The 22917-nt window shown below is 68.1% G+C and carries 27 protein-coding genes; 8 read left to right on the top strand and 19 right to left on the bottom strand.

Annotation, left to right across the window (positions count from 1 at the left end):
• Positions 1-94: 94 nt before the first annotated feature.
• Positions 95-1075, top strand: a complete 981-nt coding sequence (locus tag DNK52_RS12845) for an alpha/beta hydrolase (RefSeq protein ID WP_110241411.1) — start codon at positions 95-97, stop codon at positions 1073-1075.
• Positions 1076-1077: 2 nt separating this feature from the next.
• Here the strand turns inward: DNK52_RS12845 and DNK52_RS12840 are convergent, their stop codons facing one another.
• Genes DNK52_RS12840 through DNK52_RS12825 form a run of 4 tightly spaced genes read right to left on the bottom strand, consistent with a single transcriptional unit; the run spans position 1078 to position 4310 of the window.
• Positions 1078-1842: a sulfite exporter TauE/SafE family protein gene (locus DNK52_RS12840; protein ID WP_110241410.1), complete on the bottom strand. Its 765-nt coding sequence runs from the start codon at positions 1840-1842 to the stop codon at positions 1078-1080.
• The gene (locus DNK52_RS12835; RefSeq protein ID WP_110241409.1) at positions 1839-2957 is read right to left on the bottom strand and encodes an SPFH domain-containing protein; all 1119 of its coding nucleotides are present in this window, start codon (positions 2955-2957) and stop codon (positions 1839-1841) included. Before DNK52_RS12835 ends, DNK52_RS12840 begins: the two co-directional genes overlap by 4 nt.
• Before the next feature lie 33 nt (positions 2958-2990).
• Positions 2991-3452, bottom strand: a complete 462-nt coding sequence (locus DNK52_RS12830) for an NfeD family protein (RefSeq protein WP_110241408.1) — start codon at positions 3450-3452, stop codon at positions 2991-2993.
• Between the two features lie 54 nt (positions 3453-3506).
• Positions 3507-4310, bottom strand: coding sequence for an ABC transporter ATP-binding protein (locus tag DNK52_RS12825; RefSeq protein ID WP_110241407.1), 804 nt, complete (start codon positions 4308-4310; stop codon positions 3507-3509).
• Between the two features lie 47 nt (positions 4311-4357).
• Here DNK52_RS12825 and DNK52_RS12820 point away from each other — a divergent pair, with 47 nt between their 5' ends.
• Positions 4358-5110, top strand: a complete 753-nt coding sequence (locus DNK52_RS12820) for a hypothetical protein (RefSeq protein ID WP_110241406.1) — start codon at positions 4358-4360, stop codon at positions 5108-5110.
• 46 nt (positions 5111-5156) lie between these two features.
• On the top strand, positions 5157-6368 hold the full coding sequence (gene serB / locus DNK52_RS12815) for a phosphoserine phosphatase SerB (RefSeq protein WP_110241405.1): 1212 nt from the start codon (positions 5157-5159) through the stop codon (positions 6366-6368).
• A gap of 2 nt (positions 6369-6370) precedes the next feature.
• Here serB and DNK52_RS12810 read toward each other — a convergent pair whose 3' ends face one another.
• The 3 genes from DNK52_RS12810 to fabG are packed head-to-tail and all read right to left on the bottom strand — an operon-like array spanning position 6371 to position 8431.
• Complete coding sequence (locus DNK52_RS12810) at positions 6371-6886, bottom strand: SixA phosphatase family protein (protein WP_162598762.1); 516 nt, start codon at positions 6884-6886, stop codon at positions 6371-6373.
• A gap of 37 nt (positions 6887-6923) precedes the next feature.
• Positions 6924-7694: an enoyl-ACP reductase FabI gene (gene fabI / locus DNK52_RS12805; protein WP_110241403.1), complete on the bottom strand. Its 771-nt coding sequence runs from the start codon at positions 7692-7694 to the stop codon at positions 6924-6926.
• A gap of 11 nt (positions 7695-7705) precedes the next feature.
• Complete coding sequence (gene fabG, locus DNK52_RS12800; RefSeq protein WP_110241402.1) at positions 7706-8431, bottom strand: 3-oxoacyl-ACP reductase FabG; 726 nt, start codon at positions 8429-8431, stop codon at positions 7706-7708.
• A 109-nt stretch (positions 8432-8540) separates the two neighbouring features.
• Here fabG and DNK52_RS12795 point away from each other — a divergent pair, with 109 nt between their 5' ends.
• The gene (locus DNK52_RS12795; protein ID WP_110241401.1) at positions 8541-8885 is read left to right on the top strand and encodes a DUF3099 domain-containing protein; all 345 of its coding nucleotides are present in this window, start codon (positions 8541-8543) and stop codon (positions 8883-8885) included.
• A complete protein-coding gene (locus DNK52_RS12790) occupies positions 8882-9094 on the top strand; it encodes an acetone carboxylase (RefSeq protein WP_110241400.1) in 213 nt (70 codons plus the stop codon). The genes DNK52_RS12795 and DNK52_RS12790 overlap by 4 nt, the downstream gene beginning before the upstream one ends.
• A 16-nt stretch (positions 9095-9110) precedes the next feature.
• Here DNK52_RS12790 and moaA read toward each other — a convergent pair whose 3' ends face one another.
• The gene (moaA, locus tag DNK52_RS12785; protein ID WP_110241399.1) at positions 9111-10103 is read right to left on the bottom strand and encodes a GTP 3',8-cyclase MoaA; all 993 of its coding nucleotides are present in this window, start codon (positions 10101-10103) and stop codon (positions 9111-9113) included.
• Between the two features lie 54 nt (positions 10104-10157).
• Between moaA and DNK52_RS12780 the strand changes: the two genes are divergently transcribed.
• Positions 10158-10958 carry an SURF1 family cytochrome oxidase biogenesis protein gene (locus tag DNK52_RS12780; RefSeq protein WP_110241398.1) on the top strand — a complete coding sequence of 267 codons (801 nt, stop codon included), beginning with the start codon at positions 10158-10160 and terminating at the stop codon, positions 10956-10958.
• Here DNK52_RS12780 and DNK52_RS12775 read toward each other — a convergent pair.
• The 4 genes from DNK52_RS12775 to DNK52_RS12760 are packed head-to-tail and all read right to left on the bottom strand — an operon-like array spanning position 10902 to position 16024.
• A complete protein-coding gene (locus DNK52_RS12775; RefSeq protein ID WP_110241397.1) occupies positions 10902-11660 on the bottom strand; it encodes an SDR family oxidoreductase in 759 nt (252 codons plus the stop codon). The two genes, DNK52_RS12780 and DNK52_RS12775, sit on opposite strands and share 57 nt — an antisense overlap.
• A 27-nt stretch (positions 11661-11687) precedes the next feature.
• A complete protein-coding gene (locus DNK52_RS12770) occupies positions 11688-13562 on the bottom strand; it encodes an ABC transporter ATP-binding protein (protein WP_239455617.1) in 1875 nt (624 codons plus the stop codon).
• A 19-nt stretch (positions 13563-13581) separates the two neighbouring features.
• Entirely contained in the window at positions 13582-14373 is a 792-nt protein-coding gene (locus tag DNK52_RS12765) for an enoyl-CoA hydratase/isomerase family protein (protein ID WP_110241396.1), read from the bottom strand.
• 52 nt (positions 14374-14425) lie between these two features.
• Entirely contained in the window at positions 14426-16024 is a 1599-nt protein-coding gene (locus tag DNK52_RS12760) for an ABC-F family ATP-binding cassette domain-containing protein (protein ID WP_110241395.1), read from the bottom strand.
• A 69-nt stretch (positions 16025-16093) separates the two neighbouring features.
• Between DNK52_RS12760 and ypfJ the strand changes: the two genes are divergently transcribed.
• A complete protein-coding gene (ypfJ, locus tag DNK52_RS12755; protein ID WP_110241394.1) occupies positions 16094-17050 on the top strand; it encodes a KPN_02809 family neutral zinc metallopeptidase in 957 nt (318 codons plus the stop codon).
• A gap of 6 nt (positions 17051-17056) precedes the next feature.
• Here ypfJ and DNK52_RS12750 read toward each other — a convergent pair whose 3' ends face one another.
• Positions 17057-17959, bottom strand: a complete 903-nt coding sequence (locus tag DNK52_RS12750; protein WP_110241393.1) for a phosphotransferase — start codon at positions 17957-17959, stop codon at positions 17057-17059.
• Between the two features lie 110 nt (positions 17960-18069).
• Between DNK52_RS12750 and DNK52_RS12745 the strand changes: the two genes are divergently transcribed.
• Positions 18070-18717 carry a GNAT family N-acetyltransferase gene (locus DNK52_RS12745; protein ID WP_110241392.1) on the top strand — a complete coding sequence of 216 codons (648 nt, stop codon included), beginning with the start codon at positions 18070-18072 and terminating at the stop codon, positions 18715-18717.
• Between the two features lie 27 nt (positions 18718-18744).
• Here the strand turns inward: DNK52_RS12745 and DNK52_RS12740 are convergent, their stop codons facing one another.
• From DNK52_RS12740 to sufC, 6 genes are read right to left on the bottom strand one after another with little or no spacing between them, the layout of a single operon-like run.
• Positions 18745-19353 (bottom strand): acVLRF1 family peptidyl-tRNA hydrolase, encoded by a 609-nt coding sequence (locus DNK52_RS12740; RefSeq protein ID WP_110241391.1) that lies wholly within the window; start codon positions 19351-19353, stop codon positions 18745-18747.
• 35 nt (positions 19354-19388) lie between these two features.
• Positions 19389-19946: an NYN domain-containing protein gene (locus tag DNK52_RS12735; protein ID WP_110241390.1), complete on the bottom strand. Its 558-nt coding sequence runs from the start codon at positions 19944-19946 to the stop codon at positions 19389-19391.
• Between the two features lie 48 nt (positions 19947-19994).
• Positions 19995-20429: an iron-sulfur cluster assembly protein gene (locus DNK52_RS12730; RefSeq protein ID WP_110241389.1), complete on the bottom strand. Its 435-nt coding sequence runs from the start codon at positions 20427-20429 to the stop codon at positions 19995-19997.
• Positions 20426-20887 carry a Fe-S cluster assembly sulfur transfer protein SufU gene (sufU, locus tag DNK52_RS12725; protein ID WP_110241388.1) on the bottom strand — a complete coding sequence of 154 codons (462 nt, stop codon included), beginning with the start codon at positions 20885-20887 and terminating at the stop codon, positions 20426-20428. The genes DNK52_RS12730 and sufU overlap by 4 nt, the downstream gene beginning before the upstream one ends.
• Positions 20888-20890: 3 nt before the next feature.
• Entirely contained in the window at positions 20891-22150 is a 1260-nt protein-coding gene (locus DNK52_RS12720) for a cysteine desulfurase (protein WP_110241387.1), read from the bottom strand.
• Positions 22151-22152: 2 nt separating this feature from the next.
• On the bottom strand, positions 22153-22911 hold the full coding sequence (gene sufC / locus DNK52_RS12715) for a Fe-S cluster assembly ATPase SufC (RefSeq protein ID WP_110241386.1): 759 nt from the start codon (positions 22909-22911) through the stop codon (positions 22153-22155).
• Positions 22912-22917 lie beyond the last annotated feature (6 nt).

Here is a 22917-nt window from a genome sequence, read left to right as displayed (position 1 = left end):
GCACCATGTCATCCATTCTGGAATCAGTCAAAAAAAGACCGTGGTGTGTCCCCGTCCCCCCACGCGGCCACCGCCGGTGGGGCAGACTGCCGGTATGTCCGAATCGTCCGCGCGTCCCGTCGCCACGAAATCCGTGGGCGACGTCCTGGGATCGCCGTACACCAGCGAGACGCTCACCATGCGCGACGACGCCGAGGGCCCGGTCGTCGCCACCCTCGTCAAGCGTCCCACCCACGGTGAGACCAACTGTGCTGTCCTGCACGTCCACGGCTTCGCCGACTACTTCTTCCACACCGAGTACGCCGAGTGGTGGACCGATCGCGGATACACCTTCTACGCGCTCGACCTACGCAAGTTCGGGCGCTCCATCAGGGAGCACCAGACCCCGAACTACGTCGCTGACCTCTCGGAGTACTACGAAGAGCTCGACGCCGCACTCGCCCTCATCTCGGAGCGTGACGGTCACGACGTCGTCGTCGCCAGCGCCCACTCCACGGGCGGGCTGGTCGTCCCGCTGTGGGCACACGACAGGCAGCCTGCACCTCTGGCAGCGATCGTCCTCAACGCACCCTGGCTGGATCTACGAGGACCGTGGTTGATGCGTTCCCTGGGCACCGGAGTGATCCGGCGGGTGGCCGCCCGCTCCCCGGAACGAGTCCTCCCGAGGCCCATCAACGGCTTCTACGTACGATCCCTGCACCGGGACCACGAGGGCGAGTGGGACTTCGACCTCGACTGGAAGCCCCTGAACTCCCGTCCCGTCCGGGCCGGCTGGTTCAACGCGATCCGTGAGGGACACGCCAGGATCCAGCGCGGCCTTGACCTGGAGGTGCCCATCCTGGTCATGGCCTCGGACCGGACCACGCTGCCCGCGCAGATGGGTGAGGACGTGCACACCTCGGACATCGTGCTCGACGTCGACCAGATCCGTCGTCACAGCCCGGCGCTGGGTCGCCACGTCACCAACGTGACGATCGAGGGAGCGAGGCACGACGTCGTGCTCTCGCGCCCGCCGGCGCGGGAGAAGGCGTACGACCAGCTCGACCGGTGGCTGAAGGCATACGTCGAGGCCTGAGCTCAACTGCGCAGGAAGAAGACCAGCGCGGAGACACCGACGACCACGATCGCGGTACGGAGCCAGAGGTCCGGCAGTCGACGGCCGACGCCTGCCCCGATCTGACCCCCGATCACGGAGCCAACTGCGATCAGCGCCACCACCCGCCAGTCGACCTCCGCCACGAAGACGAAGATCAGGCCGGAGACGCCGTTGACGGCCGCTCCCAAGATGTTCTTCACCCCGTTGAGCCGCTGCAGCGACTCCTGGACGCCGATCCCGAGGATGGCCATCAGGAGCACCCCCTGGGCGGCCCCGAAGTAGCCCCCGTACACGCCGGCGAGCCCGATGGCGGGCCACACCCACCAGGCCCCGTGCGCAGGTACGCCACCTGTCGCCTCGTGGCGGGCAGCCACCAGGCGTGAAATCCTGGGTCCCGTGACCACGAGCACGATGCCGAGCAGGATCAGGGCCGGGACGATGGTGGCGAAGGCCGATTCCGGCAACGCGAGCAGGAGGACGGCCCCCGCGGCGCCGCCGAGCACCGACGCGCTGAGCAGTCGCACGACGCGATCGCGTTGGCCGACCAACTCACGCCGGTACCCGACGGCACCCGAGATCGCACCCGGCACCAGTCCGATGGTGTTGGAGGCGTTGGCAGTGATCGGAGGCACCCCGAACGCCAGCAAGGTCGGGAACGTGATCAGCGTTCCCGACCCCACGATGGTGTTGATGGTGCCAGCAGCGATCCCGGCGATCAGGATCACGACACCTTCCAACGCGCTCACTGCGGCGGCGGCTCCTGGCCGGACTGCTCGGCTCCCGCACGACCCGGTGTCGATGTCTTCCCACCGGCGGGCATGGCGATCTGCTGCGCAGCCGCAATGGCCTCTGCGGCAGCCTTCTGCGCTGCATCGGAGGCCCCGGAGGATCCCAGGGTGCCCTGCGGCTCCGTCGGACCCATGTCGACCCGCTTGGTCGGAGTGGCGTCCTGGGGAATCCCGGCCATCTCGGTCATGGTCGACCCGAGCCCTTCAAGAGCCCGCCCGATCTCGGAGGGCACGATCCAGACCTTGTTGGCGCTGCCCTCGGCGATCTTGGGCATCATCTGCAGGTACTGGTAGGCCAGCAGCGACTGGTCCGGCTGGCCGTCGTGGATCGCCTGGAAGACGGTCTGGATCGCCTGTCCCTCTCCCTGGGCGCGGAGGATGGAGGCTTCACGGTCCGCCTGGGCCCGCAGGATCGCAGACTCCCGCTCACCCTCGGCGTTCAGGATGGAGGACTGCTTGTTGCCCTCTGCGGTGAGGATCGCCGACTGGCGCTGACCCTCGGCCTGCAGGACCAGCGCACGCTTGTCCCGGTCGGCCCGCATCTGCTTCTCCATCGCGTCCTTGATGGAGGGGGGCGGGTCGATGCCCTTGATCTCGACGCGATTGACCCGGATCCCCCACTTGCCGGTCGCCTCGTCGAGGACGCCACGCAAGCCGTTGTTGATCTCCTCACGGCTGGTCAAGGTGTCCTCGAGGTCCATCCCACCCACGATGTTGCGCAGGGTGGTCATGGTGAGCTGCTCCACGGCCTGGATGTAGTTGGCGATCTCGTAGGTGGCCGCGATCGGGTCGGTCACCTGGAAGTAGATGACCGTGTCGATCGACACCACCAGGTTGTCCTCGGTGATGACGGGCTGCGGCGGGAAGCTCACGACCTGCTCGCGCAGGTCGATCATGTACCGCACACGGTCGACGAAGGGGACGACGATGTTGAGGCCGGCGGGCAGCGTCTGCTTGTACTTTCCGAAGCGTTCGACGATGCCGGCGCGGGCCTGGGGGATGATCCGTACCGTCTTGCTCAGCAGCACTGCGAGAAAGGCGAGGAGCAGTCCCACCAGAATGAAAGGCAGCAACAGGTTCTCCGTTCTGTGGGTGGGTCGGACAGGTCAGGGGTCCAGCCGGGCAACCGGATAGACCACCACGGTGGCACCTCGGATCTCCATCACCTCGACGTGTTCACCCGCCAAGATGGTCGCGGTCTCGTCATAGGGAACGGCGCTCCAGGTCTCCCCCGCCAACATCACCCGGCCCACGGTGGTGGGCGAGATGTCGGCCGTGACCTCGGCCTCCCGGCCGACGAGCTTGCCGTGACCGAGGCTGAGCTCCGGACCACCGTGGAGCCGCTTGGCCATGGAGGGGCGCAACAACCAGACTGCAGCCAGGGCTGTGACCCCGGCTGCCCCCAGCTGCACGGAGACCGGCAACCCGACCAGAGCTGCGACCATGCCGACCAGGGCGCCGATCGCGAACATGGCAAGAACGAGGTCGAGGCTGAACATCTCTGCGACCAGGAGGATCGCGGAGATGCCGAGCCAGGTCTCCCACATGTGCTCTCGGAACCATTCCATGCTTGAACCCTATCTGCGCCGTCCACGCTCCGGGCCGGGCAGCGTGCGCTGTGGTCAGAGTGCGGCGCGCATGGGAGCCCGCCGGCGTGCGGCGTACCTGCCGCCACTCTGGGTGAGCACGAGCGCCATCCCGAAGGTTTCCGAGAGAGCCTCCTGGGTCACCACCCGCTCCAGGGGTCCCTGCGCCATCACCTTGCCCTGCCGCAGCATCAATGCATGGGTGAATCCCGGCGGGATCTCCTCGACGTGGTGGGAGACCATCACCGTGGCCGGGGAGTCGGCGTCCAGCGCGATCGAGGCCAACGTGGAGACCAAGTCCTCCCGGCCACCCAGGTCGAGGCCCGCAGCGGGCTCGTCGAGGAGCAACAGCTCAGGGTCAGACATCAGTGCTCGGGCGATCTGCACCCGCTTGCGCTCCCCCTCGCTGAGGGTGCCGAACGCACGGTCGGCGAGACCGAGCGCGCCCACCTCCGCGAGCAGGTCCTCGGCCCGCCGGTGGTCGAGCTCCTCGTACGTCTCCCGCCACCGACCCACCACCGCGTACGAGGCCGAGACCACGACGTCGCGCACCAGCTCGTCCCGCGGAATGCGGTCCGCGAGCGACGCACTCGTCAAGCCGATGCGAGTGCGCAACTCGAAGACGTCGACGGCGCCCATCACCTCGTCGAGGATGCCCGCGACCCCGGCGCTCGGATGGATCTGGGCGGCGGCGACCTGGAGCAGCGTGGTCTTGCCCGCACCGTTGGGACCGAGGACCACCCAGCGTTCGTCCTCCTCCACCGTCCACGTCACGTCGTCCAGGAGGGTGGTGCCTCCGCGTCGAACCGTCACGCCGGCGAATTCAAGGACAGTGGTCATGGCGCGTACCTTAGCGAGCCGCGTCACGCCGGGGTTAGTCTCCCCGGATGGACGTCGCACTCCCCCAGGTCTGTGCCGTGGCGTGGTGGAGCACGGCCTGGTTGCAGGGCCACGTGGTCACCGACGACCTGCTCGACGCACTGGCTGAACTGGGCAGCTTGCACCTGTTCCGTGCGGCGTCGGCGACGAACAAGGACCTGACCGACTGCGAAGGGCAGACGGCCCTGCCCTTCCTGGCTGCTCTGCGCCGTCGTGGGGCCACCCACGTCTCCATCACCCTGCCGGTCGACGGTGATCCCTTGGGTCTGGGAGGACCTGCAGCCTTCAACGCCGACGCCTTGATGGCGGGCCAGGGCCTGGTGGCGACCCAGGTGGGTGTGGGTGCGGTGCCGCACGAGGGCAGCGACGCCGTCACGTGGCTGGTCCACTCCACGGCGCGCCGTTCAGTCCCCGACGTCGGCGAGGCGGACCGGGGACTGCGGCAGACGATGCTGCGCGCGACAGACTCCCTGGCGGAACTCGACGTGGGCGCCTGGAGCCCCACCACTGCTGACGAGTTGATGGACCTGCGTCGTGTGCCCCGGTTGCCCGGCGTCCCGGGCATCGACCCCGCCCATCTGGCCCTGGCGGCTCGGGCTGCCCAGGCCTGGCGCATCGTGGAAGTCGCCCTGCGCGACCACGGAGGTGCTCTCTCGGCCACCGAGGTGGCCCGTCGTCAGGAGGTTCTCTCCGGGCTCGAACGTGCTGCCCGACGCGCTCTGGTGGCAGCCTGCTCTCCCGATGTGTGGCCCTCTGCGTGATCCTGCGCGGCGAAGGCCGCCCCGCGCGGGTAGCCTTCGCACTGCCATGGAACCAGATGCTGCGAAGACACTGCTGATCACGCTGACCGGCAAGGACCGACCCGGGGTCACCACGTCGGTCCTCGACTCACTGGCGTCCGCCGGTGTCGAGGTGGTCGACATCGAGCAGGTCGTCCTGCGGGGGCGCCTGGTCCTGGGGATCCTGGTGTCGGCACCCCATGACTGGAAGCGCCTGGGCCAGGCTCTCGAGTCGCAGGGCGAAGCGCTCGGCATGCAGGTCGAGGTGGCCCAGGGCCAGGGCGACAACAAGGTGCGGGCCGTGGGCCGCAGCCACGTCACAGTGATCGGTGCCCCGCTCAAGGCCGCGGCGCTCGCCGCCATCACGGGACGGATCGCCGACTGCGGCGCCAACATCGACCGCATCATCCGCATGGCCCGCTACCCCGTGACGGCGATCGATCTCCACGTCTCCGGGGTCCGTCCCGACAAGCTGCGCGCCCTGCTGGCCCCCGAGGCCGCCGCGCAAGGGGTCGACATCGCTGTCCAGCCGGCGAATCTCCTGCGCCACGGCATGCGGTTGATCGTCATGGATGTGGACTCCACGCTGGTCCAGGGAGAGGTCATCGAGATGCTGGCCGCCCACGCCGGGGTCGAGGCAGAGGTGCGCCGGGTGACCGAAGCCGCGATGCGCGGTGAGCTGGACTTCGAGCAGTCCCTGCGCCACCGGGTCTCGCTGCTGGCGGGCCTCGACGCCTCAGCCCTCGACGCGGTCTTCCAGGACCTCCAGCTCAACCCCGGGGCCCGCACGATGGTGCGCACCCTGCGCCGGTTGGGGTACCGCTTCGCGATCGTGTCAGGTGGGTTCAGCCAGATCACCGACCGCCTGGCCGAGGACCTGCACATCGACTTCGCCCGGGCCAACGAGTTGGAGATCGTCGACGGGAAGCTGACCGGAGGGATCGTCGGTGAGGTCGTGGATCGTGCGGGCAAGGCCGCGGCCCTGCGCGAGTTCGCCTCAGCGCTGGGAGTCGCCGAGGAGTCGGTGATCGCCATCGGGGACGGCGCCAACGACCTCGACATGCTCAACGCTGCCGGTCTCGGGATCGCCTACAACGCGAAGCCTCTCGTACGCGACGCAGCCGACACCGCGGTCAACGTGCCCTACCTCGACACGATCCTCTACCTGTTGGGGATCTCGCGCGAACTCATCGAGGAAGCCGACGCGGAGGCGGGTTTCACTCCCTCGTCGCTCGGCTGAGGTCAGTGCACCCCGACGTGGAAGCCGACCAGCCGACCGTCGCCGAGGGCGAAGGACGACCAGGTCTCGGTCACGTCGAAGACCGCTGAGGCAGTGGGCGGAAAGCCCCGTGCCATCTCCTCGTGCAGGGCAGCCAGACCCCGTCCGTCGGAGATCAGTTGTGCCAGGTAGCTCACCGTCGGGTTGTGCCCGAGTACCACCACGCACTTTGCGCCGTCGGGCGTGAGCCGCAGCAGGTCCATGACACTCTCGGAGCCAGCGGAGTAGAGCGCCGGTTCGATGTCCGGTTCCAACTCCCATCCAGCTCCCTGCGCGACCGCGTCCCAGGTCTGTCGTGTCCGCCGCGCCGCAGAGACGAGGGCATGGTCCGGGACCACCCCGTGTTCGGCCAACCAGCGACCGGTCTCCGTGGCAGCGGTGATCCCCCGGGCAGTGAGCGCTCGGTCGTGGTCGGACGAGGCGACCGTCTCAGCCTGGGCGTGCCGCATGATCACCAGACGGCGCGAAGGATCGTTCACGAGGACCACTCTCCCACCCCCGGCAAGAAGCTCTCGCTCACAGCCCCATGGCGTGGAAGCCACCGTCCACGTGGACGATCTCGCCAGTGGTGGCCGGGAAGAAGTCCGAGAGCAGTGCCACGACGGCCTTGGCCGTGGGCGTGTGGTCGGACTCGTCCCAGCCGAGGGGGGCACGGTCCTTCCAGGACGCTTCGAGGTCCTCGAATCCCGGGATCGCCTTCGCGGCCAGAGTCTTCAGCGGTCCGGCTGCCACCAGGTTGCAGCGGATGCCCTCAGGACCGAGATCCCGGGCGAGGTAGCGAGACGTGGACTCGAGTGCCGCCTTGGCGACTCCCATCCAGTCGTAGGCAGGCCAGGCAGTGGTGGCATCGAAGGTCAGTCCGACGATGGAACCGCCGGACGACATCATCGGTCGCGTGGCGACGGCCAGTGACTTCAAGGAGAAGGCAGAGACCTGGACGGCCTGGGAGACGTCGTCCCACGGGCCCTGCAGGAACTTTCCCCCCAGGACGGTCTCGGGATTGCCGTACGCGATCGAGTGCACGACTCCGTCCAGGTGGTCGGTGTGCTCCCGGACCTGCTCGGCCAGCCCCTCGAGGTGGTCCGGGTCGGTGACGTCGAGCTCCAGCACCGGCGGCTCGACCGGTAGCCGCTTGGCGATGCGTCGGGTGATGCCGAGCGCCCGGCCGAAGTTGGAGATGAGGACCGTCGCACCCTGCTCCTGCGCCACCTTGGCGGTCGCGAAGCCGATGGAACTGTCCATGGTGACGCCGGCCACCAGGATCGTCTTGCCGTCGAGAATTCCCATGTCGTTGCTCCTCAATGTCCCATGCCGAGACCACCGTCGACCGGGATCACGGCCCCGGTGACGTAGGCGGCGCCTTCGGAGGCGAGCCAGGTGACCGCGGACGCGATTTCCGTCGGGTCGCCGTAGCGACCGAGTGGCACCTGGGCCTTGATGCCCTGCCTCTGCTCGTCGCTCAGGACGGCCGTCATGTCGGTGTCGATGAAGCCGGGGGCCACCACGTTGGTGGTGATGCTGCGGCTGCCGAGCTCACGGGAGAGCGAGCGGGCCATCCCGACCAGACCGGCCTTGGAGGCGGCGTAGTTGACCTGTCCAGCGGAGCCGAGGAGACCGACCACCGAGGAGATGAAGATGATCCGCCCACGACGCAGGCGCAGCATTCCCTTGGCTGCTCTCTTGGCCAGCCTGAAGGAGCCGGTGAGGTTGGTCTCGATGACGTTGCCCCACGCCTCTTCACTCATGCGCAGGATCAGGGTGTCGTCGGTGACACCTGCACTGGCCACCAGCACCTCCACCGGGCCGTGGGCCTCCTCGACGGTGGCGAAGGCAGCGTCGACGGCCTCGGGGTCGGTGACGTCGCACCGTACGTCCAGCGCTCCCTCGGGAGCGCCCCCGTTGCGGGTGGTCACAGCGACCTTGTCGCCCTGGGCGATGAACGCCATTGCGATGGCACGGCCGATGCCGCGGTTGCCGCCGGTCACGAGCACCGAGCGGGCTGCGGTGGGTCTCTCTTCAGTCACGGACGATGACGCTAATGATTACCGTGGAGTACATGAAAAGGCGCTCTCGTACGCTGCCGGACACCGGGCAAGCAGCAAGGCCTCAGGCGGACCGACGTAGGCTGGCTGCATGGCCATCGGCAAGCGCGAGGACTCCGAGCCGGTGCGCATCACGACCGCGGCGACGAGTCGTCGCGAAGAGATGGACGGCCGCGTCCGTGGCTACCTCATCTCCATGGGCCTTCGTGTTCTCTGCTTCGTGGGAGCGGTCGCCGTGGGGCCCGGCTGGCTGCGGTGGGTCCTCATGGCAGGCGCGGTCTTCCTGCCCTACGTGGCAGTGGTGATGGCCAACGCCGCACGCAGCAGCCACGAGGAGCCCCTGCTCACCGGAGTCACCGCTCGCCAGCTCGAGGGTGGCTCAACGACGCTCTCCGTCGAGGCGCCCACCACTGACTCGCCCAGGAGTGAGACGTGAAGCCTGACACCTGCTCCGCCAAGGGATGCAACGTCGCGGCGGTCCACGCCCTGCTGTGGAACAACCCCAAGCTCCACACACCGGAACGCCGGAAGACCTGGTTGGCCTGCGAGGCGCACCGGGAGTCGCTCTCGTCCTTCCTTGCGGCTCGCGCGTTCCTCAAGGACGTCGTACCGCATCAGCCCTCGGAGTCAGCCGAACCCGGCTGAGGGCCACTGACCCGCCTCAGCCACCGATGGCAGACATGGGCCGCGGCGGTTGCAGGAAGGTGGGGTCGTTGATGCCGTGTCCGGCCTTCTTCGCCCCCAGGGCAACCACCCAACGTTGGGCCAACTCCTCGTCCGAGATCCCGGCACGCATCGCTGTCTTGAGGTCGGACTCGTCGCGGCTGAAGAGGCAGTTGCGGAGCTGACCGTCGGAGGTGAGGCGTACGCGGTCGCAGTCCCCGCAGAAGGGTTCGGTGACGGACGCGATGATGCCGACGGTGCCCGGCCCCCCGTCGACCGAGAAGAGGTCAGCAGGGGCACTCCCACGCCGCACAGGGGCCGGCGACAGGGTGTACCGCGCCCCCAGCCACCCCCGGATCTCGGCCGCGGTGACCATGTCCGTACGACTCCAACTGTGCTGTGCGTCGAGAGGCATCTGCTCGATGAACCGCAGCTCGTACCCGCGTTCGAGGCACCAGTGCAGCAGTTCGCCGGCCTGGTCGTCGTTGACGCCCCGCAACAGGACGGCGTTGATCTTGACGGGTCCGAGCCCAGCGGACTGGGCTGCGGCGAGGCCGGCCACGACGTCCTCGAGCCGGTTGCGGCGGGTGATCTGCGCGAAGGTCTCGGGCCGTACGGTGTCCAGGCTCACGTTGACCCGGTCGAGCCCGGCCTCGGCCAAGGCCGCGGCGCTGCGCGCCAGACCGATGCCGTTGGTCGTCATCGAGATGTCGATGTCACCCAGGGCGCGGATCCGGCCGACCAGTGCTACGAGACCGCGACGCAGCAGCGGCTCTCCCCCGGTCAGACGCACCTCCTCGATCCCGAGGTGGTGCACGCCGATCCCGATCAGGCGGATCAACTCGTCATCGGTGAGCTGGTCCTGCCCGGGCAGCCACTCGAGGCCTTCCGCCGGCATGCAGTACGAGCAGCGCAGGTTGCAACGATCCGTCAGGGAGACCCGCAAGTCGGTCGCAGTGCGCCCGAAACTGTCGTTCAGTCTGCCCGTCATGAACCCAGCATAGGTGGGGGATGATGGCTTGTTGCCGAGCGATAGCCTCAGAGCGTGCAACGCCTCGCATTCCTCCTCAGCCGCCGGTGGGGACTCTTCTTCCTCATCGTGATCCTCCTGACCTGGCTGGCGGTGTGGTTGGGCCAGTGGCAGTTCGACCGCCTGGAGGACCGGCGGGAGCGCAACGAGATCATCCTGCGCAACGAGGCGATGGACCCGGTCCCGGTCGAGACGATCATGGCCGTCGGGGAGGCGGTCTCCGACGACGAGCAGTGGTCGATCGTCAAGGCGCGCGGCACCTATGTCGTCGAGGACTCGGTCTACGTCCGCTACCGGACCCACAAGGGGCGATCAGGCGTGCAGGTGACCGTCCCCCTCGACCTGGGCAACGGCACCTCGTTGTTGGTCGACCGCGGGTGGTGGGCCACCCAGAACCGGGGTGAGGTGCCCACTGACGTTCCGGCTCCCCCGGGCGGTGAGGTCGAGATCGTGGGGCGGGTACGCATCGACGCCACCGGCGACGCCACGAAGGTCACTGAGCAGAGCACGCGGGCCATCTCGAGCGTGCAGATCTCGGAGGCGATCGATCGCCCCCTGCTCGGTGGGTTCGTGGAACTGGTCGAGGAGACGCCCGATCCCGAGGTGTCCCTCAAGCCCATCGACGAGCCAGAGGTCGACGAGGGTCCGCACTTCTTCTACGGGATCCAGTGGTGGTTCTTCGGTGCGCTGGCCGTCTTCGGCTTCTTCTACCTCTTGTACGACGAGTGGCGCGATCGTCGCGACGAGCCCACCGCAGACTCAGAGGGAGCGCAGGATCCCACCGTCGACGGGGAGCGCCACGCCGTTCACGAATGATGCGCCGGGCGAGAGCACGAAGGCCGCCACCGCGCCGAACTCCTCGGGACGACCGTAACGACCCAAGGGGATCGTCCGGCTCCAACGCTCACGGGACGCCTCGGCGTCACCGCTCTGCGCATCCAGGCTGCGGACCCGATCGGTGTCGATGCGGCCCGGCAGCAAGGTGTTCACGCGCACCCCGCGGGGCCCGAACTCGTCCGCCATCTCCTTGGCCACCATCGCCAGACCCGGGCGCAGCCCGTTGGAGATCCCGAGACCGCTCACCGGCGCCCGCACGCTGGTGGAGAGGACGAAGGCCAGCGAACCGCCTTCACCCAGCTCAGCCCCGATCTCGCGGGCCAGTCGCACCGAGCCCAGGAAGACGGACTCGAACGCTGCCCGCCACTGCTCGTCCGTCGCCTGCGTGGAACCTCCGGCCGAGGGGCCACCCACGCTGATCAGGGCGCCGTCGAGACGTCCCCAGGCGTCTCGCGCGGCTGCGATGAGCCGCCCGGGCGTGTCGGTGTCGGCGTTGTCCGCCACCACGGTGACCACCCGGTCGGCTCCCCATTCGAGGGCCGCAGTCCGCAGCGCCTGCTCGTCACGTGCGGCCAGGACGACTCGGGCACCGTCCTGCAACAGCGCTCGAGCGGCGGCCAGGCCGAGGCCACGGCTTCCGCCAGTGATGATGTAGACCCGGTCGGTGAGTTGGAGATCCATGACCGCAACCTAACCGAGCACCGGTGCTCAAGCGGTGGGTGCACCCCCGCCGACGAACTGGGTGCGGTGCAGGTCGGCGTAGAGACCACCCAGCGCCAACAACTCGTCATGGGTGCCGCGCTGGACGATCCGCCCGTGGTCCAGCACAAGGATCAGGTCAGCGTTGCGCACCGTCGAGAGTCGGTGCGCGATGACCAGGGACGTACGTCCTTCGAGCGCCGCATCGAGCGCCCGCTGCACGGCTGCCTCGGACTCACTGTCGAGGTGGGCGGTCGCCTCGTCCAGCACGACCACGGGAGGCGCCTTGAGCAGGAGGCGTGCGATCGCCAGGCGCTGCCTCTCCCCTCCGGAGAGGCGGTACCCGCGGTCGCCGACCACGGTCTCCAACCCGTCAGGCAGGGCACGGACGAGGTCGCCCACCTGCGCGGCCTCCAGTGCCGCCCAGACCTCTTCGTGCGTGGCCCCGGGACGGGCGTACAGGAGGTTGGCGAGGATGGTGTCGTGGAACATGTGCGCGTCCTGGGTGACGTACCCGACCACGCCCTCCAATGACTCCAGGTCGACTTCGCGTACATCCTGGCCACCGACGAGCACCGCACCCTCGCGGGCGTCGTACAGACGGGCGACCAGGTGCGTGACGGTGGTCTTGCCTGCCCCGGACGGGCCGACGAGGGCCACCATCTGACCGGGTTCGGCCACGAAGGAGATTCCGCGCAGGACGGGTCCACCGTCGCGGCTCTCCTTGCGAGCCACGCCCTCCAGGGAGGCCAGGGAGACCTCGTCGGCGCGCGGATAGCTGAAGTGGACGTCGCGGAACTCCACCCGGGCAGCGTCGGGCGGTAGTCGCGGCGCACCCTCCTTCTCCACGATCGGGGACGGGAGGTCGAGGAGCTCGAAGACACGGTCGAAACTGACGAGGGCGGTCATGATGTCGATGCGCACGTTGGACAGGGCCTGCAGCGGCCCCAGCAACCGGGTGAGCAGGATGCCCAGTGCCACCACGGTCCCGACAGAGAGATCACCCCGGATGGCCATCGCGCCACCGACGCCGTAGACCAGAGCAGTCGCCAGCGCGGGGACCAGGCTCATCACCGCCATGAAGCACCTGGTCAGCAGCGAGATCCGGATCCCGAGGTCGCGCACGACGGCGGCCTTCTCCGCGTACTGGGTGTCCTCCTCGCTCCTGCGACCGAAGAGCTTGAGCAGCATGGCGCCACCGACGTTGAACCGCTCGGTCATGGCGTTGCCGAGTGCCGCGTTGCCATCCATCTGTTCCCGGGTCAAGCCGGAGAGGCGCGTGCCGACCATGCGGGAGGCGACCAGGAGGACGGGGAAGAGGAGGAGGCAGAGCAGGGTGACCTGCCAACTCAGGAAGAGCATCGTGACCCCGACGACCAGGGCCCCGATGATGTTGGAGACGGTCCCCTGCAGTGTCGAGGTGAAGGCCCGCTGGGCCCCGATCACGTCGTTGTTCAACCGGCTCACCAAGGCCCCGGTCTGGGTCCGGGTGAAGAAGGCCAGCGACTGGCGTTGGACGTGAGCGAAGACCTGGGTGCGCAAGTCGAAGATGAGCCCTTCGCCGATCCGGCTGGAGAACCAGCCGTTGACCACGGTGAAGACTGCCCCCAGCACGGCCACCAGCCCGACACCGCCGGCCAGCCACGCCACCAGTGAGACGTCCTGGTTCGCCACCCCGTCATCGATGATCCGTTGCAGGAGCAACGGGGGAACGGCGACGAGGGCCGCGTCCACCACCGTGACCGCCAGGAAGCCGGCGATCAATCGGCTGTGTGGTCGCGCGAACGAGAGCACCCGCCACAGGGTGCGGCGCTCCACGTGGGCGTCGACGACGGACCGATCGGAGTGCAGTTGCCGGAGGGCTCGCCCACCGGGACCCATCATCGACACGGGTTTCCCTTCGTCATCCCCCCAGGGCGGCGGCCACGGCGCGGAACCTACGCGTCTGGGCCTCCCGCTCGAGGCGGCGTTGCTCGTCCAGGTCACGGTCGTTCGCGCCCTGGAGCAGTTTCTTGGTCTCGGAGACCACACCGGGCATCGGTGCGGTCAGGGACTCGACCAGAGTCTTCACCACGTCGTCGAGCTCGTCGCCCGGGTGGGCCGAGAGAGCGAGGCCGATGCGTACGGACTCCTCGGCCCCGACCGTGCGTGCCGTGGCACAGATCTCGAGTGCCCTGGAGTAGCCAACCGCTTCGACCAGCGGCTTTGTTCCCGTCAGGTCGGGCACGAGCCCGAGCGCGGACTCCTTCATGGAGAACTTCACGTCGTCGGCCACGATGCGGATGTCACAGGAGAGCGCGAGCTGGAAGCCCGCCCCCACGGCGTGGCCCCGCACCTTGGCGATGGAGACGAAACGCGGGTCGCGCAGGAAGGTGAAGCCCTTCTGGTAGTCGTCGATCGTGGCCGAGATCACCTCGTCGCTGCGCTGGAGCAGTCCCACGACGGTCTCCTGGTCGTCGCCCGTGCCACGCGGGTCGAGCATCCGACGGTCCAGCCCGCTGGAGAAGGTGTCCCCCGCCCCCTGCACGACGACCACCTGGACGTCCTCGGGCAGGGTCTCCCCCACCGACGCCAAGGCGCGCCACATCTGAGGCGTCTGGGCGTTGCGCACCTCGGGACGGTCCAGTGTGATGGTGGCGACTGCGCCGTCGACGTCGACACGTAGGCCCAGGGCCAGCAGTTCCTCAGTAGTCATGCCGCAATCCTAGGCAGGGAACTTACCGGCTGGTAGCACCGGCACCGAACCGTCAGGCCAGTGAGACCAGATCCGCGTAGTCGTCGTTCCACAGGTCCTCGTCACCGTCGGGCAGCAGCAGCACCCGATCCGGCTCGAGCGCCCGCACCGCGCCCTCGTCGTGGGTGATCAGGATGATCGCGCCCTCGTAGGTCCGGATCGCGGCGAGCACCTCTTCGCGCGAAGCAGGATCCAGGTTGTTGGTGGGCTCGTCGAGGAGCAGCACGTTGGCGCTGGAGACGACGAGGCTGGCCAGGGCCAGTCGCGTCTTCTCGCCGCCCGAGAGCACCCCGGCCGGCTTGTGCGCGTCGTCGCCGGAGAAGAGGAAGGAGCCCAGCACCGAACGGGCATCGGTGTCCGTCAGCTGGGGGGCTGCGGACTGCATGTTCTCCAGCACCGTGCGCGAGGTGTCGAGGGTCTCGTGCTCCTGGGCGTAGTACCCGATCTTCAACCCGTGCCCGGGGATGATGTCGCCGGTGTCGGCCTGGTCGACCCCCGCGAGGATCCTCATCATGGTGGTCTTGCCCGCGCCGTTGAGCCCCAGGATCACGACGCGCGATCCCTTGTCGATGGCCAGGTTGACGTCGGTGAACACCTCGAGCGAGCCGTACGACTTGGAGAGCCCCTCCGCCATCAGCGGCGTCTTCCCGCAGGCCGCGGGAGCAGGGAACTTGATCCGGGCCACCTTGTCCTGGGCGCGCTCGGCGTCCAGCCCGGACACCATCTTCTCGGCGCGCTTGAGCATCGACTGGGCAGCGGTGGCCTTGCTCGCCTTGGCCCGCATGCGGTTGGCCTGGTCGGTCAGCGTCTTCGCCTTCGACTCGGCGTTGGCCCGCTCACGCTTGCGGCGCCGCTCGTCGGTCTCGCGCTGGGTGAGGTAGGCACGCCACCCCATGTTGTAGACGTCGATGGTTGCCCGGTTGGCGTCAAGGTGCAGGACCTTGTTGACGGTCGCCGAGAGCAGGTCGTTGTCGTGGCTGATCACGATCAGGCCGCCACGGTGGGCCTGCAGGAAGTTGCGCAGCCACACGATGGAGTCTGCATCGAGGTGGTTGGTGGGCTCGTCGAGCAGGAGGGTCTCGGCCCCCGAGAAGAGGATGCGCGCCAGTTCGACGCGGCGACGCTGACCACCGCTGAGGGTCTTCAGCGGCTGGGCAAGGATGCGCTCCTCGATCCCGAGACTGCTGGCGATCGTCGCGGCCTCGGACTCGGCCGCGTACCCGCCCCCGGCGTGCAGCTCCGAGTCGGCGCGGGTGTACCGCTTCATTGCCCGCTCGCTGACCGCCGGGTCGTCGCTGCCCATCTCGTCCTCGGCCTCGCGCAGACGCCGTACGACGTCGTCCAGGCCGCGGGCCGAGAGGATCCGGTCGCGGGCCAGGACCTCGGGGTCCCCGATCCGCGGGTCCTGGGGCAGGTAGCCGATCTCGCCGCTCCGCTGCACCGAGCCGGCGGCCGGCAGTGCTTCTCCGGCCAGGATCTTGGTCATCGTCGTCTTGCCAGCGCCGTTGCGGCCCACGAGGCCCACCTTGTCCCCGGCTGCGACGCGGAAGCTGACGTTTTCCATGAGCAGTCGCGCGCCGGCGCGAACCTCAAGCTGTTGGGCAGTGATCATCTCGGGGACTAGCCTACGTAAGTTCGTCGATCCAGCCCCATCGGCGACAGCCCCAGGAAGGACGTCCCGATGCGCTTCAGTCCCAAAGCCAGGCTCGACACCTCCCGAGTCAGCGATCGGGCCGGTTCAGGTGGCGGCGGCTCCCGTGGCGGCCCCTCGATGCGACTCCCGATCCCCGGCGGCGCCAAGGCCGGCGGCGGCCTGGGAGTCGTGATCATGATCCTCGTGGTGGTCGCGATCAACTTCTTCGGAGGTGGTGGGGGCAACGGCGGTGGCTCGCCTCTCGACTCCGTGCTGGGAGGCGCCGCAGGCACCGACAGCTCCCGGATGGCTGACACCGAGCGTTACGCGAACTGCACGACCGGCGAGGATGCCAACCAGGACGTCGACTGCGCACGCGTCGCGGTCGAGAACTCGCTGTACTCCTACTGGCGCGCCACACTCTCCGAGCAGGCCTTCCGCCCCGCCACGCTGTCGACCTTCAGTGGTGGCGTGACGACCGACTGTGGCCAGGCCTCCAGTCAGATGGGCCCCTTCTACTGCCCTGCGGACCAGGGCATCTACCTCGACACCACCTTCTTCGCCGACGTCCTCGAGAAGCAGTTGGGTGGGCGTGGCGGTGACTTCGTGGAGCCCTACGTGCTGGCCCACGAGTACGGGCATCACATCCAGAATCTCCTCGGCACCATGGGCAAGGTGCGGACCCAGCAGGGTCCGACAAGTGACGCCGTACGTCTCGAGCTGCAGGCCGACTGCTATGCAGGCATGTGGACCCGAGCCGCCGAAGGAGTGGGCGACGTCGAGGGTGTCCCGCTCATCGCCGACCTCGACGAGGGTGACGTCCAGGAGGCCATCGACTCCGCCAAGGCGGTGGGCGATGACCGGATCCAGAAGCGCAGCGGTGGACGGGTGGACCCGGAGGGGTGGACGCACGGATCGTCGGAGCAGCGGGTGCGCTGGTTCGAGGTCGGTCGCGACTCCGGGGACCTGCGGGCGTGCGACACCTTTGCGGCCCGCCGACTCTGATCCGCCTCAGACCTCCAGCAGCGACTTCATCATCGGAAGTTGGCGCTGCATCGCCCTGATGTAGGGAGCGATGCTGGGATGGGTGAACTTGCCGGCCAGGGCACCCTCCCCCGGCGCGACTCTCGACAGCGCCCAGTCCGCGCGGGTCAGGACGGTGAAGACCGCCGTGCACCTGGCTGCAAGCCGTACGGCCTGAGGGTCGAAGATGGCTGCAGCTCCGGTCACGTACGCCTCCAGCAGCGTGTCCAGCTCCTCTGGCACGGAGAGTGCCAGGTAGCCGAGATCCGCACCGTGCGGCCCGTACCCCAGCGTGGCCCAGTCGAGGGCGATGACGTCCTCGTCGTCGGCGCCCCACAGGTTGCCGGGCACCGGATCGCCGTGCTGAGGCACCTGCGGCATCGCCGCGAGACGGGCCAGGTAGGAGCCCCTGCGTTGCCACAGGGCGTTGCTCAGGTCGGCAACCGGGGTGCGGGCCAGCGTTCTCCAGCCTCCCCGTCGCTCCACCTGTTGGAGCCGGGCGTCGAGCTGTCCGCGCACGAACCACGGTTGTTCGGGCAGGTCAGCGGCTGCAAACCGCCCCAGGCAGTGCGCCAAGGACCGCGCGGAGCGCGGGTGCGGCTCGACCCACTCGTGCACGAGGGTGATGCCCTGGGCATCCTCGGTGACCCGCACGACCCCCGGTTCACGCAGTCCGGGCGTCCGAGCGACGACTCCGGAGCAGGCGACGTCGGCTGCGCGGCGCCAGTAGGCAGGGTGGCGGAGGTGGGAGCGCAGTGCGTCGTCATGAGGCGTCGGCGCCACCAGACGCTTGATCACCACGCGCCGTCCGTCCTCCTGTGCGGTCCACACACCGAGGCTCGAAGGCCCCGAACCGGGAAGTCGTTGCCAACCGGGCGCTGGTTGCCACATGTCGACATCGTGGCAGACCCGGCGCCCAGACTCGGTGTGGCCGAGGTTCCGTCGGAGTGTCGGCCGGGCCATGGCGGGTGCCGCCCGGGGGCGTTCCTAGGATCATCCCCATGGTCACGCCCGCTCCTGCCGAGGTACTCCGTCGCTGGCGCAGCGCGGTCAATGCAGAGCCGGAGCGGCTCGAGGAATGGCTCACCACACCCGAGTCGGCCTCGGTGGGCAGCCGGGCCCCGGGCGCCATCCACTCCGTCGGTCAACTCGCCGGGATGCGGACCGTGGACGTGTTGCAGACACCTTCGACGGAGTGGACAGAGTCGGACTGGGCACACGTACGCCGCACCATCGGGTTCGTCCGCCGTCACCGGGCGCAGTGGCCCTCAGGCGATCTGGGGTTGCGTCGCTGGACCTACTCGCTGCGCAACTGGGGACACGACCCCCTGTGGTGGGGACGCGTGAGCAACCCGTCGATCGAGGACGGGGCGCAGGCGGTGAGCGTGGACGGTCAGGAGGTCGGCGTACTCGACCTGTCTGTTTCAGACGGGGACGTGGCAATCGAACGGCTGGAGTTGACTCCCGACTGGCGGGGCAGGGGCGTCGGCTCGGTGGTGCTGCACGAAGTCTCACGCCTCGCCGCACGCAGGGTGAGGGTCGATCTCCTGGGCACCCAGACCACGACCGGTGAGTTCTTCCAGCGTCGGGGCTTCGGGGTGGTGGACGCAGGCGCGGATCACTCGCACCTCGTCCTCCCCCGTCGCTGAGGCAGACGGCAGCGACGTTGCGGCGCCTCAGGCGTTGTGCACGGTGACGACGAGTTGTTGAGCCTGGTCGATCGCCGCCTCGAGAGCAGCGCGGCGAGGCTCGGGAACCTCTCCGTGGAGGTCGCGTGTCGCCAGGTCGCGCAGCGATGGGTGTGCGAGCACCTCGGCCAACGCTGCACGGTCGCCCCCGATGACCACCGGCCCGGCGAGTCCTGCCAGCAGTCGGGCTGCGTGCTCGGCCGCTGCTTCATAGGCCTGCCGAGCCTGATTGTCCCGACGACGCGCGAATCGCTGCTGACTCTGACCGCCTGCCTTGCTGCGTCCCTGGACGTGTCGCTGGCCCACCTTCGAACCGACCACCCGGTCACCCTCCAGCCGGGCCACTGCGAAACCACCCTTGCGCACCAGCAGAACACCCCAGCGCTCCGGCAGCGTGACTGCCTCGAGCAGGGCCTCCACGCTCGGGCCGCCGTCGTGACGACACCCGAAGGGCAGAGCGACGCTGAAGTGGGACCCGTCCCGTGCGCGACCCTGCAGTTGCCCGTCGTGGACGACCAGGACACTCTCACCGTGACGAGCGATGAAGTTCTCCACCCACCGGCTGAGCCGTGTCCCGGGCACGTGGACGACTGGCACGCGCTGAGACTATCGCGACGAGCGTGGTCGGCCGGTCACAGGAAGTCGAACGGGTCGAACGAGTCGATGTCGATGACCTTGATCCTCGGCAGGGACGTGTTGAACGCACGGACGTCGTTCTCGAGGTCGAAGGTGCGCAGACCTGGCAGCCCCCGGAACCCTGAGTTCATGAACTCGGTGAAACCGACGAGAGCCACCTGACGCGTGCCGTCGCACAGCTGACGGATCTGCGGCATGAAGTCACCGTCGTGGCTCGCCAGCACCACGTCAGCGTTGCGTTGGGCCAAGGCCTCGGCCGTGCGCTGGATGGCGATGTCGACGATCTTGCCCTCACCCCGCAGGGGCACGGGTCGGAACCCGATGGCGGTCAGCGCCTGGATGAAGGTCAGGGGCATCTCTTCGTTGACGGCCAGGAAGAAGAGACCCTTGACCTCCTGCTGCATCTGCTGCTCGGCCCACTCCAACAGGCGGTCCCACCGAGGACGTTCCTCCGGGCGAGGCCGACGTCCGAGGATCGAGTTGCCGAGGGTGGCGTCGATGTTCTCGCCGTCGACCAGCACGTAGGTGAAGCGTTCCTGGTCGTGATCGGTCACGTCAGTCCTTGCTGTGGCGAGGGGCGAGGTTGGCAGCAGTGCAGCGGGTCAGACGTTGAAGCCGAGGGCCCGCAACTGTTCGCGACCGTCGTCGGTGATCTTGTCCGGACCCCACGGCGGCATCCACACCCAGTTGATCGCCACGTCGTTGACCAGGCCCTCCAGAGCCATCTCGGTCTGGTCCGCGATCACGTCGGTCAGCGGGCAGGCAGCCGAGGTCAGGGTCATGTCGATGACGGCGTTGGACGACTCGTCGATGTGGACGCCGTAGACCAACCCCAGGTCGACGACGTTGATGCCGAGCTCGGGGTCGACGACGTCCTTCATTGCTTCGGTGACGTCCTCGATGGCGACGGACGACAGGGTCGTCGACGCCCCGATCAGGTCGACCTTCGGGAGGTCGTCATGGGCGTGACCGTGCCCATGCCCGTGGTCGTGCCCGTGGTCGTGGTCATGCCCGTGGTCGTGGTCGTGATCGTTCATGCCTTCTCCAAAGTGTTGTCGGCGAGCACCTTCGCGGTGGCGTCCTTCCATGCCATCCACGAGAGCAGCGCGCACTTGACGCGGGCGGGGAACTTGGCGACGCCGGCGAATGCGATGCCGTCCTCGAGGACGTCCTCATCCGGCTCCACCGTCCCCTTGCCCTGCATCAGGGCAAGGAAGTCCGCGTGGATCGCCATTGCTTCATCGACGGTCTTGCCGATCACCAGGTCCGCCATCACTGACGTGGATGCCTGGGAGATCGAGCAGCCCTCCGAGTGGTAGGAGACGTCGGCGACCTTGTCGCCCTCCAGGTGCACGCGCAGCGTGACCTCGTCCCCGCAGGTCGGGTTGACGTGGTGCACCTCCGCCTCGAAGGGGTCACGCAGACCGGCGTGCAGGGGCTTCTTGTAGTGATCCAGGATGATCTCCTGGTAGAGCGAGTCGAGCTCAGCAGACATGGGTCATCCCACCTTGAAGTAGGCGCGAGTGTAGTTGAGGGCTTCGACGAGAGCGTCGATCTCGTCGGGGCGGGTGTAGAGGTAGGACGACATCCGGGTCGAACTCTGCACACCGAATCGTGCGTGCGCCGGCTTGGCGCAGTGGTGCCCGGCCCGGACCGCGATGCCCTGGGTGTCCAGCACCTGGGCGATGTCGTGCGGGTGCACACCCTGCATCTCGAACGAGATCGCGCCGCCCCGGGACTCGGCGTCGAGGGGCCCCAGCACCGTCGTGCCGGGGACCGACGCCAGACCCTCCAGGGCGTAGCGCGTGATCGTCTGTTCGTGACGGTGAATCGCATCCATGCCGACGGCCGAGAGGTAGTCCACCGCAGCACCCAGTCCGACCGCCTCGACGATCGGCGGCGTGCCAGCCTCGAACTTGTGCGGGATGGGGGCGTACGTCGACTCGGCCATCGTCACGGTGGCGATCATCTCGCCGCCGCCCAGGAATGGCGGCAATGCATCGAGCACCTCTCGGTGCCCCCAGAGGACCCCGATGCCGGTCGGACCAACCACCTTGTGACCGGTGAAGACCACGAAGTCGGCGCCGGAGGCAACGACGTCCACGGGCAACTGCGGGGCCGCCTGTGAGGCATCCACCACGACCAGGGCACCGACCTCCTTGGCACGCGCCGCCAGGTCGCTGACCGGGTTGATCGTCCCGAGCATGTTGGAGACCCAGGTGAAGGCCACCACCTTGGTGCGCTCGTTGAGCAGCTCGCCGAGGTTCGAGAGATCGAGGCGACCGTCATCGGTCAACCCGATCCACCGCAACGTGGCGCCGGTGCGCTGCGCCAGCATCTGCCACGGGACGATGTTGGAGTGGTGCTCCATCTCGGTGATGAGGATCTCGTCCCCTTCACCCAGCTGCAGCGGCCCTCGGAAGGCCAACGTGCTCGCCACGAGGTTCAACGCCTCCGAGGCGTTCTTCGTGAAGATCACCTCGTCACGTGACGGCGCGTTCAGGAAGGCTGCCACCCGGTCGCGAGCGCCCTCGAAGGCCTCCGTCGACTCCGCGCCCAAGGCATGCATGGCGCGGGCGATGTTGGCGTTGTGGTTCTCGAGGTGGTCGACCATCGTGTCGATGACGACCTGTGGCTTCTGCGAGGTGTTGGCGCTGTCGAGGTAGACCAGACGCTTTCCACCCGCGACCGTACGCTCGAGGATCGGGAAGTCCTTCCTGATGATCTCGAGCTCCGGGAGCAGTCCTTCCAGCCCCATACTCAGACCGCAGCCTTGACGTACTTGTCGTAACCGGTGGCCTCGAGCTGGTCGGCCAGCTCGGCGCCGCCCTGCTCGGCGATCCTGCCGTTGACGAAGACGTGGACGAAGTCCGGCTTGATGTAGCGCAGGATCCGCGTGTAGTGGGTGATCAGCAGGACGGCCTTGTCGCCGTTCGCGGCGAAGCGGTTCACGCCCTCGGAGACCACCTTGAGCGCGTCGATGTCGAGGCCGGAGTCGGTCTCGTCGAGGACGGCAACCTTCGGGTTGAGCAGGCCGAGCTGGGCGATCTCGTGACGCTTCTTCTCACCACCGGAGAAACCCTCGTTCACCGAGCGCTGGCTGAACGTGGGGTCGAGATCTGCGGCGCCGAGAGCAGCGTTGACGTCCTTGACCCACGTACGCAGCTTGGGGGCCTCGCCGTCGATGGCCGTCTTGGCCGTACGCAGGAAGTTGGCCACCGAGACGCCGGGAATCTCGACCGGGTACTGCATCGCGAGGAAGAGACCGGCGCGAGCCCGCTCGTCGACCGACATCTCGAGGACGTCGACGCCATCGAGGGTGATGGTGCCGCCGGTCACTGTGTACTTGGGGTGTCCGGCGATCGTGTAGGCCAAGGTGGACTTGCCGGAACCGTTCGGCCCCATGATCGCGTGGGTCTCGCCGTCCTTGATGGTCAGCGTGACGCCCTTGAGGATCTGCTTGGTGCCGTCGTCGGTGTCGACCGTGACGTGCAGGTCGGTGATCTGGAGAATGCTCATTGGTGT

The organism is Nocardioides gilvus, assembly GCF_003194605.1.
Classification (GTDB): Bacteria; Actinomycetota; Actinomycetes; order Propionibacteriales; family Nocardioidaceae; genus Nocardioides; species Nocardioides gilvus.
The sequence above is the reverse complement of the archived record's forward strand: the minus strand, read 5'-3'. Positions and strand labels throughout refer to the sequence as shown.

Excerpts from the sequence above, each read along its gene's own strand:
- DNK52_RS12845 (WP_110241411.1), top strand. The coding sequence starts at position 95 with ATGTCCGAATCGTCCGCGCGTCCCGTCGCCACGAAATCCGTGGGCGAC.
- DNK52_RS12830 (WP_110241408.1), bottom strand. The coding sequence starts at position 3,452 with ATGGAATGGTTCCGAGAGCACATGTGGGAGACCTGGCTCGGCATCTCC.
- DNK52_RS12825 (WP_110241407.1), bottom strand. The coding sequence starts at position 4,310 with ATGACCACTGTCCTTGAATTCGCCGGCGTGACGGTTCGACGCGGAGGC.
- DNK52_RS12820 (WP_110241406.1), top strand. The coding sequence starts at position 4,358 with ATGGACGTCGCACTCCCCCAGGTCTGTGCCGTGGCGTGGTGGAGCACG.
- serB (WP_110241405.1), top strand. The coding sequence starts at position 5,157 with ATGGAACCAGATGCTGCGAAGACACTGCTGATCACGCTGACCGGCAAG.
- fabI (WP_110241403.1), bottom strand. The coding sequence starts at position 7,694 with ATGGGAATTCTCGACGGCAAGACGATCCTGGTGGCCGGCGTCACCATG.
- DNK52_RS12795 (WP_110241401.1), top strand. The coding sequence starts at position 8,541 with ATGGCCATCGGCAAGCGCGAGGACTCCGAGCCGGTGCGCATCACGACC.
- moaA (WP_110241399.1), bottom strand. The coding sequence starts at position 10,103 with ATGACGGGCAGACTGAACGACAGTTTCGGGCGCACTGCGACCGACTTG.
- DNK52_RS12775 (WP_110241397.1), bottom strand. The coding sequence starts at position 11,660 with ATGGATCTCCAACTCACCGACCGGGTCTACATCATCACTGGCGGAAGC.
- DNK52_RS12770 (WP_239455617.1), bottom strand. The coding sequence starts at position 13,562 with ATGATGGGTCCCGGTGGGCGAGCCCTCCGGCAACTGCACTCCGATCGG.
- DNK52_RS12765 (WP_110241396.1), bottom strand. The coding sequence starts at position 14,373 with ATGACTACTGAGGAACTGCTGGCCCTGGGCCTACGTGTCGACGTCGAC.
- DNK52_RS12760 (WP_110241395.1), bottom strand. The coding sequence starts at position 16,024 with ATGATCACTGCCCAACAGCTTGAGGTTCGCGCCGGCGCGCGACTGCTC.
- ypfJ (WP_110241394.1), top strand. The coding sequence starts at position 16,094 with ATGCGCTTCAGTCCCAAAGCCAGGCTCGACACCTCCCGAGTCAGCGAT.
- DNK52_RS12750 (WP_110241393.1), bottom strand. The coding sequence starts at position 17,959 with ATGTGGCAACCAGCGCCCGGTTGGCAACGACTTCCCGGTTCGGGGCCT.
- DNK52_RS12745 (WP_110241392.1), top strand. The coding sequence starts at position 18,070 with ATGGTCACGCCCGCTCCTGCCGAGGTACTCCGTCGCTGGCGCAGCGCG.
- DNK52_RS12730 (WP_110241389.1), bottom strand. The coding sequence starts at position 20,429 with ATGAACGATCACGACCACGACCACGGGCATGACCACGACCACGGGCAC.
- sufU (WP_110241388.1), bottom strand. The coding sequence starts at position 20,887 with ATGTCTGCTGAGCTCGACTCGCTCTACCAGGAGATCATCCTGGATCAC.
- DNK52_RS12720 (WP_110241387.1), bottom strand. The coding sequence starts at position 22,150 with ATGGGGCTGGAAGGACTGCTCCCGGAGCTCGAGATCATCAGGAAGGAC.
- sufC (WP_110241386.1), bottom strand. The coding sequence starts at position 22,911 with ATGAGCATTCTCCAGATCACCGACCTGCACGTCACGGTCGACACCGAC.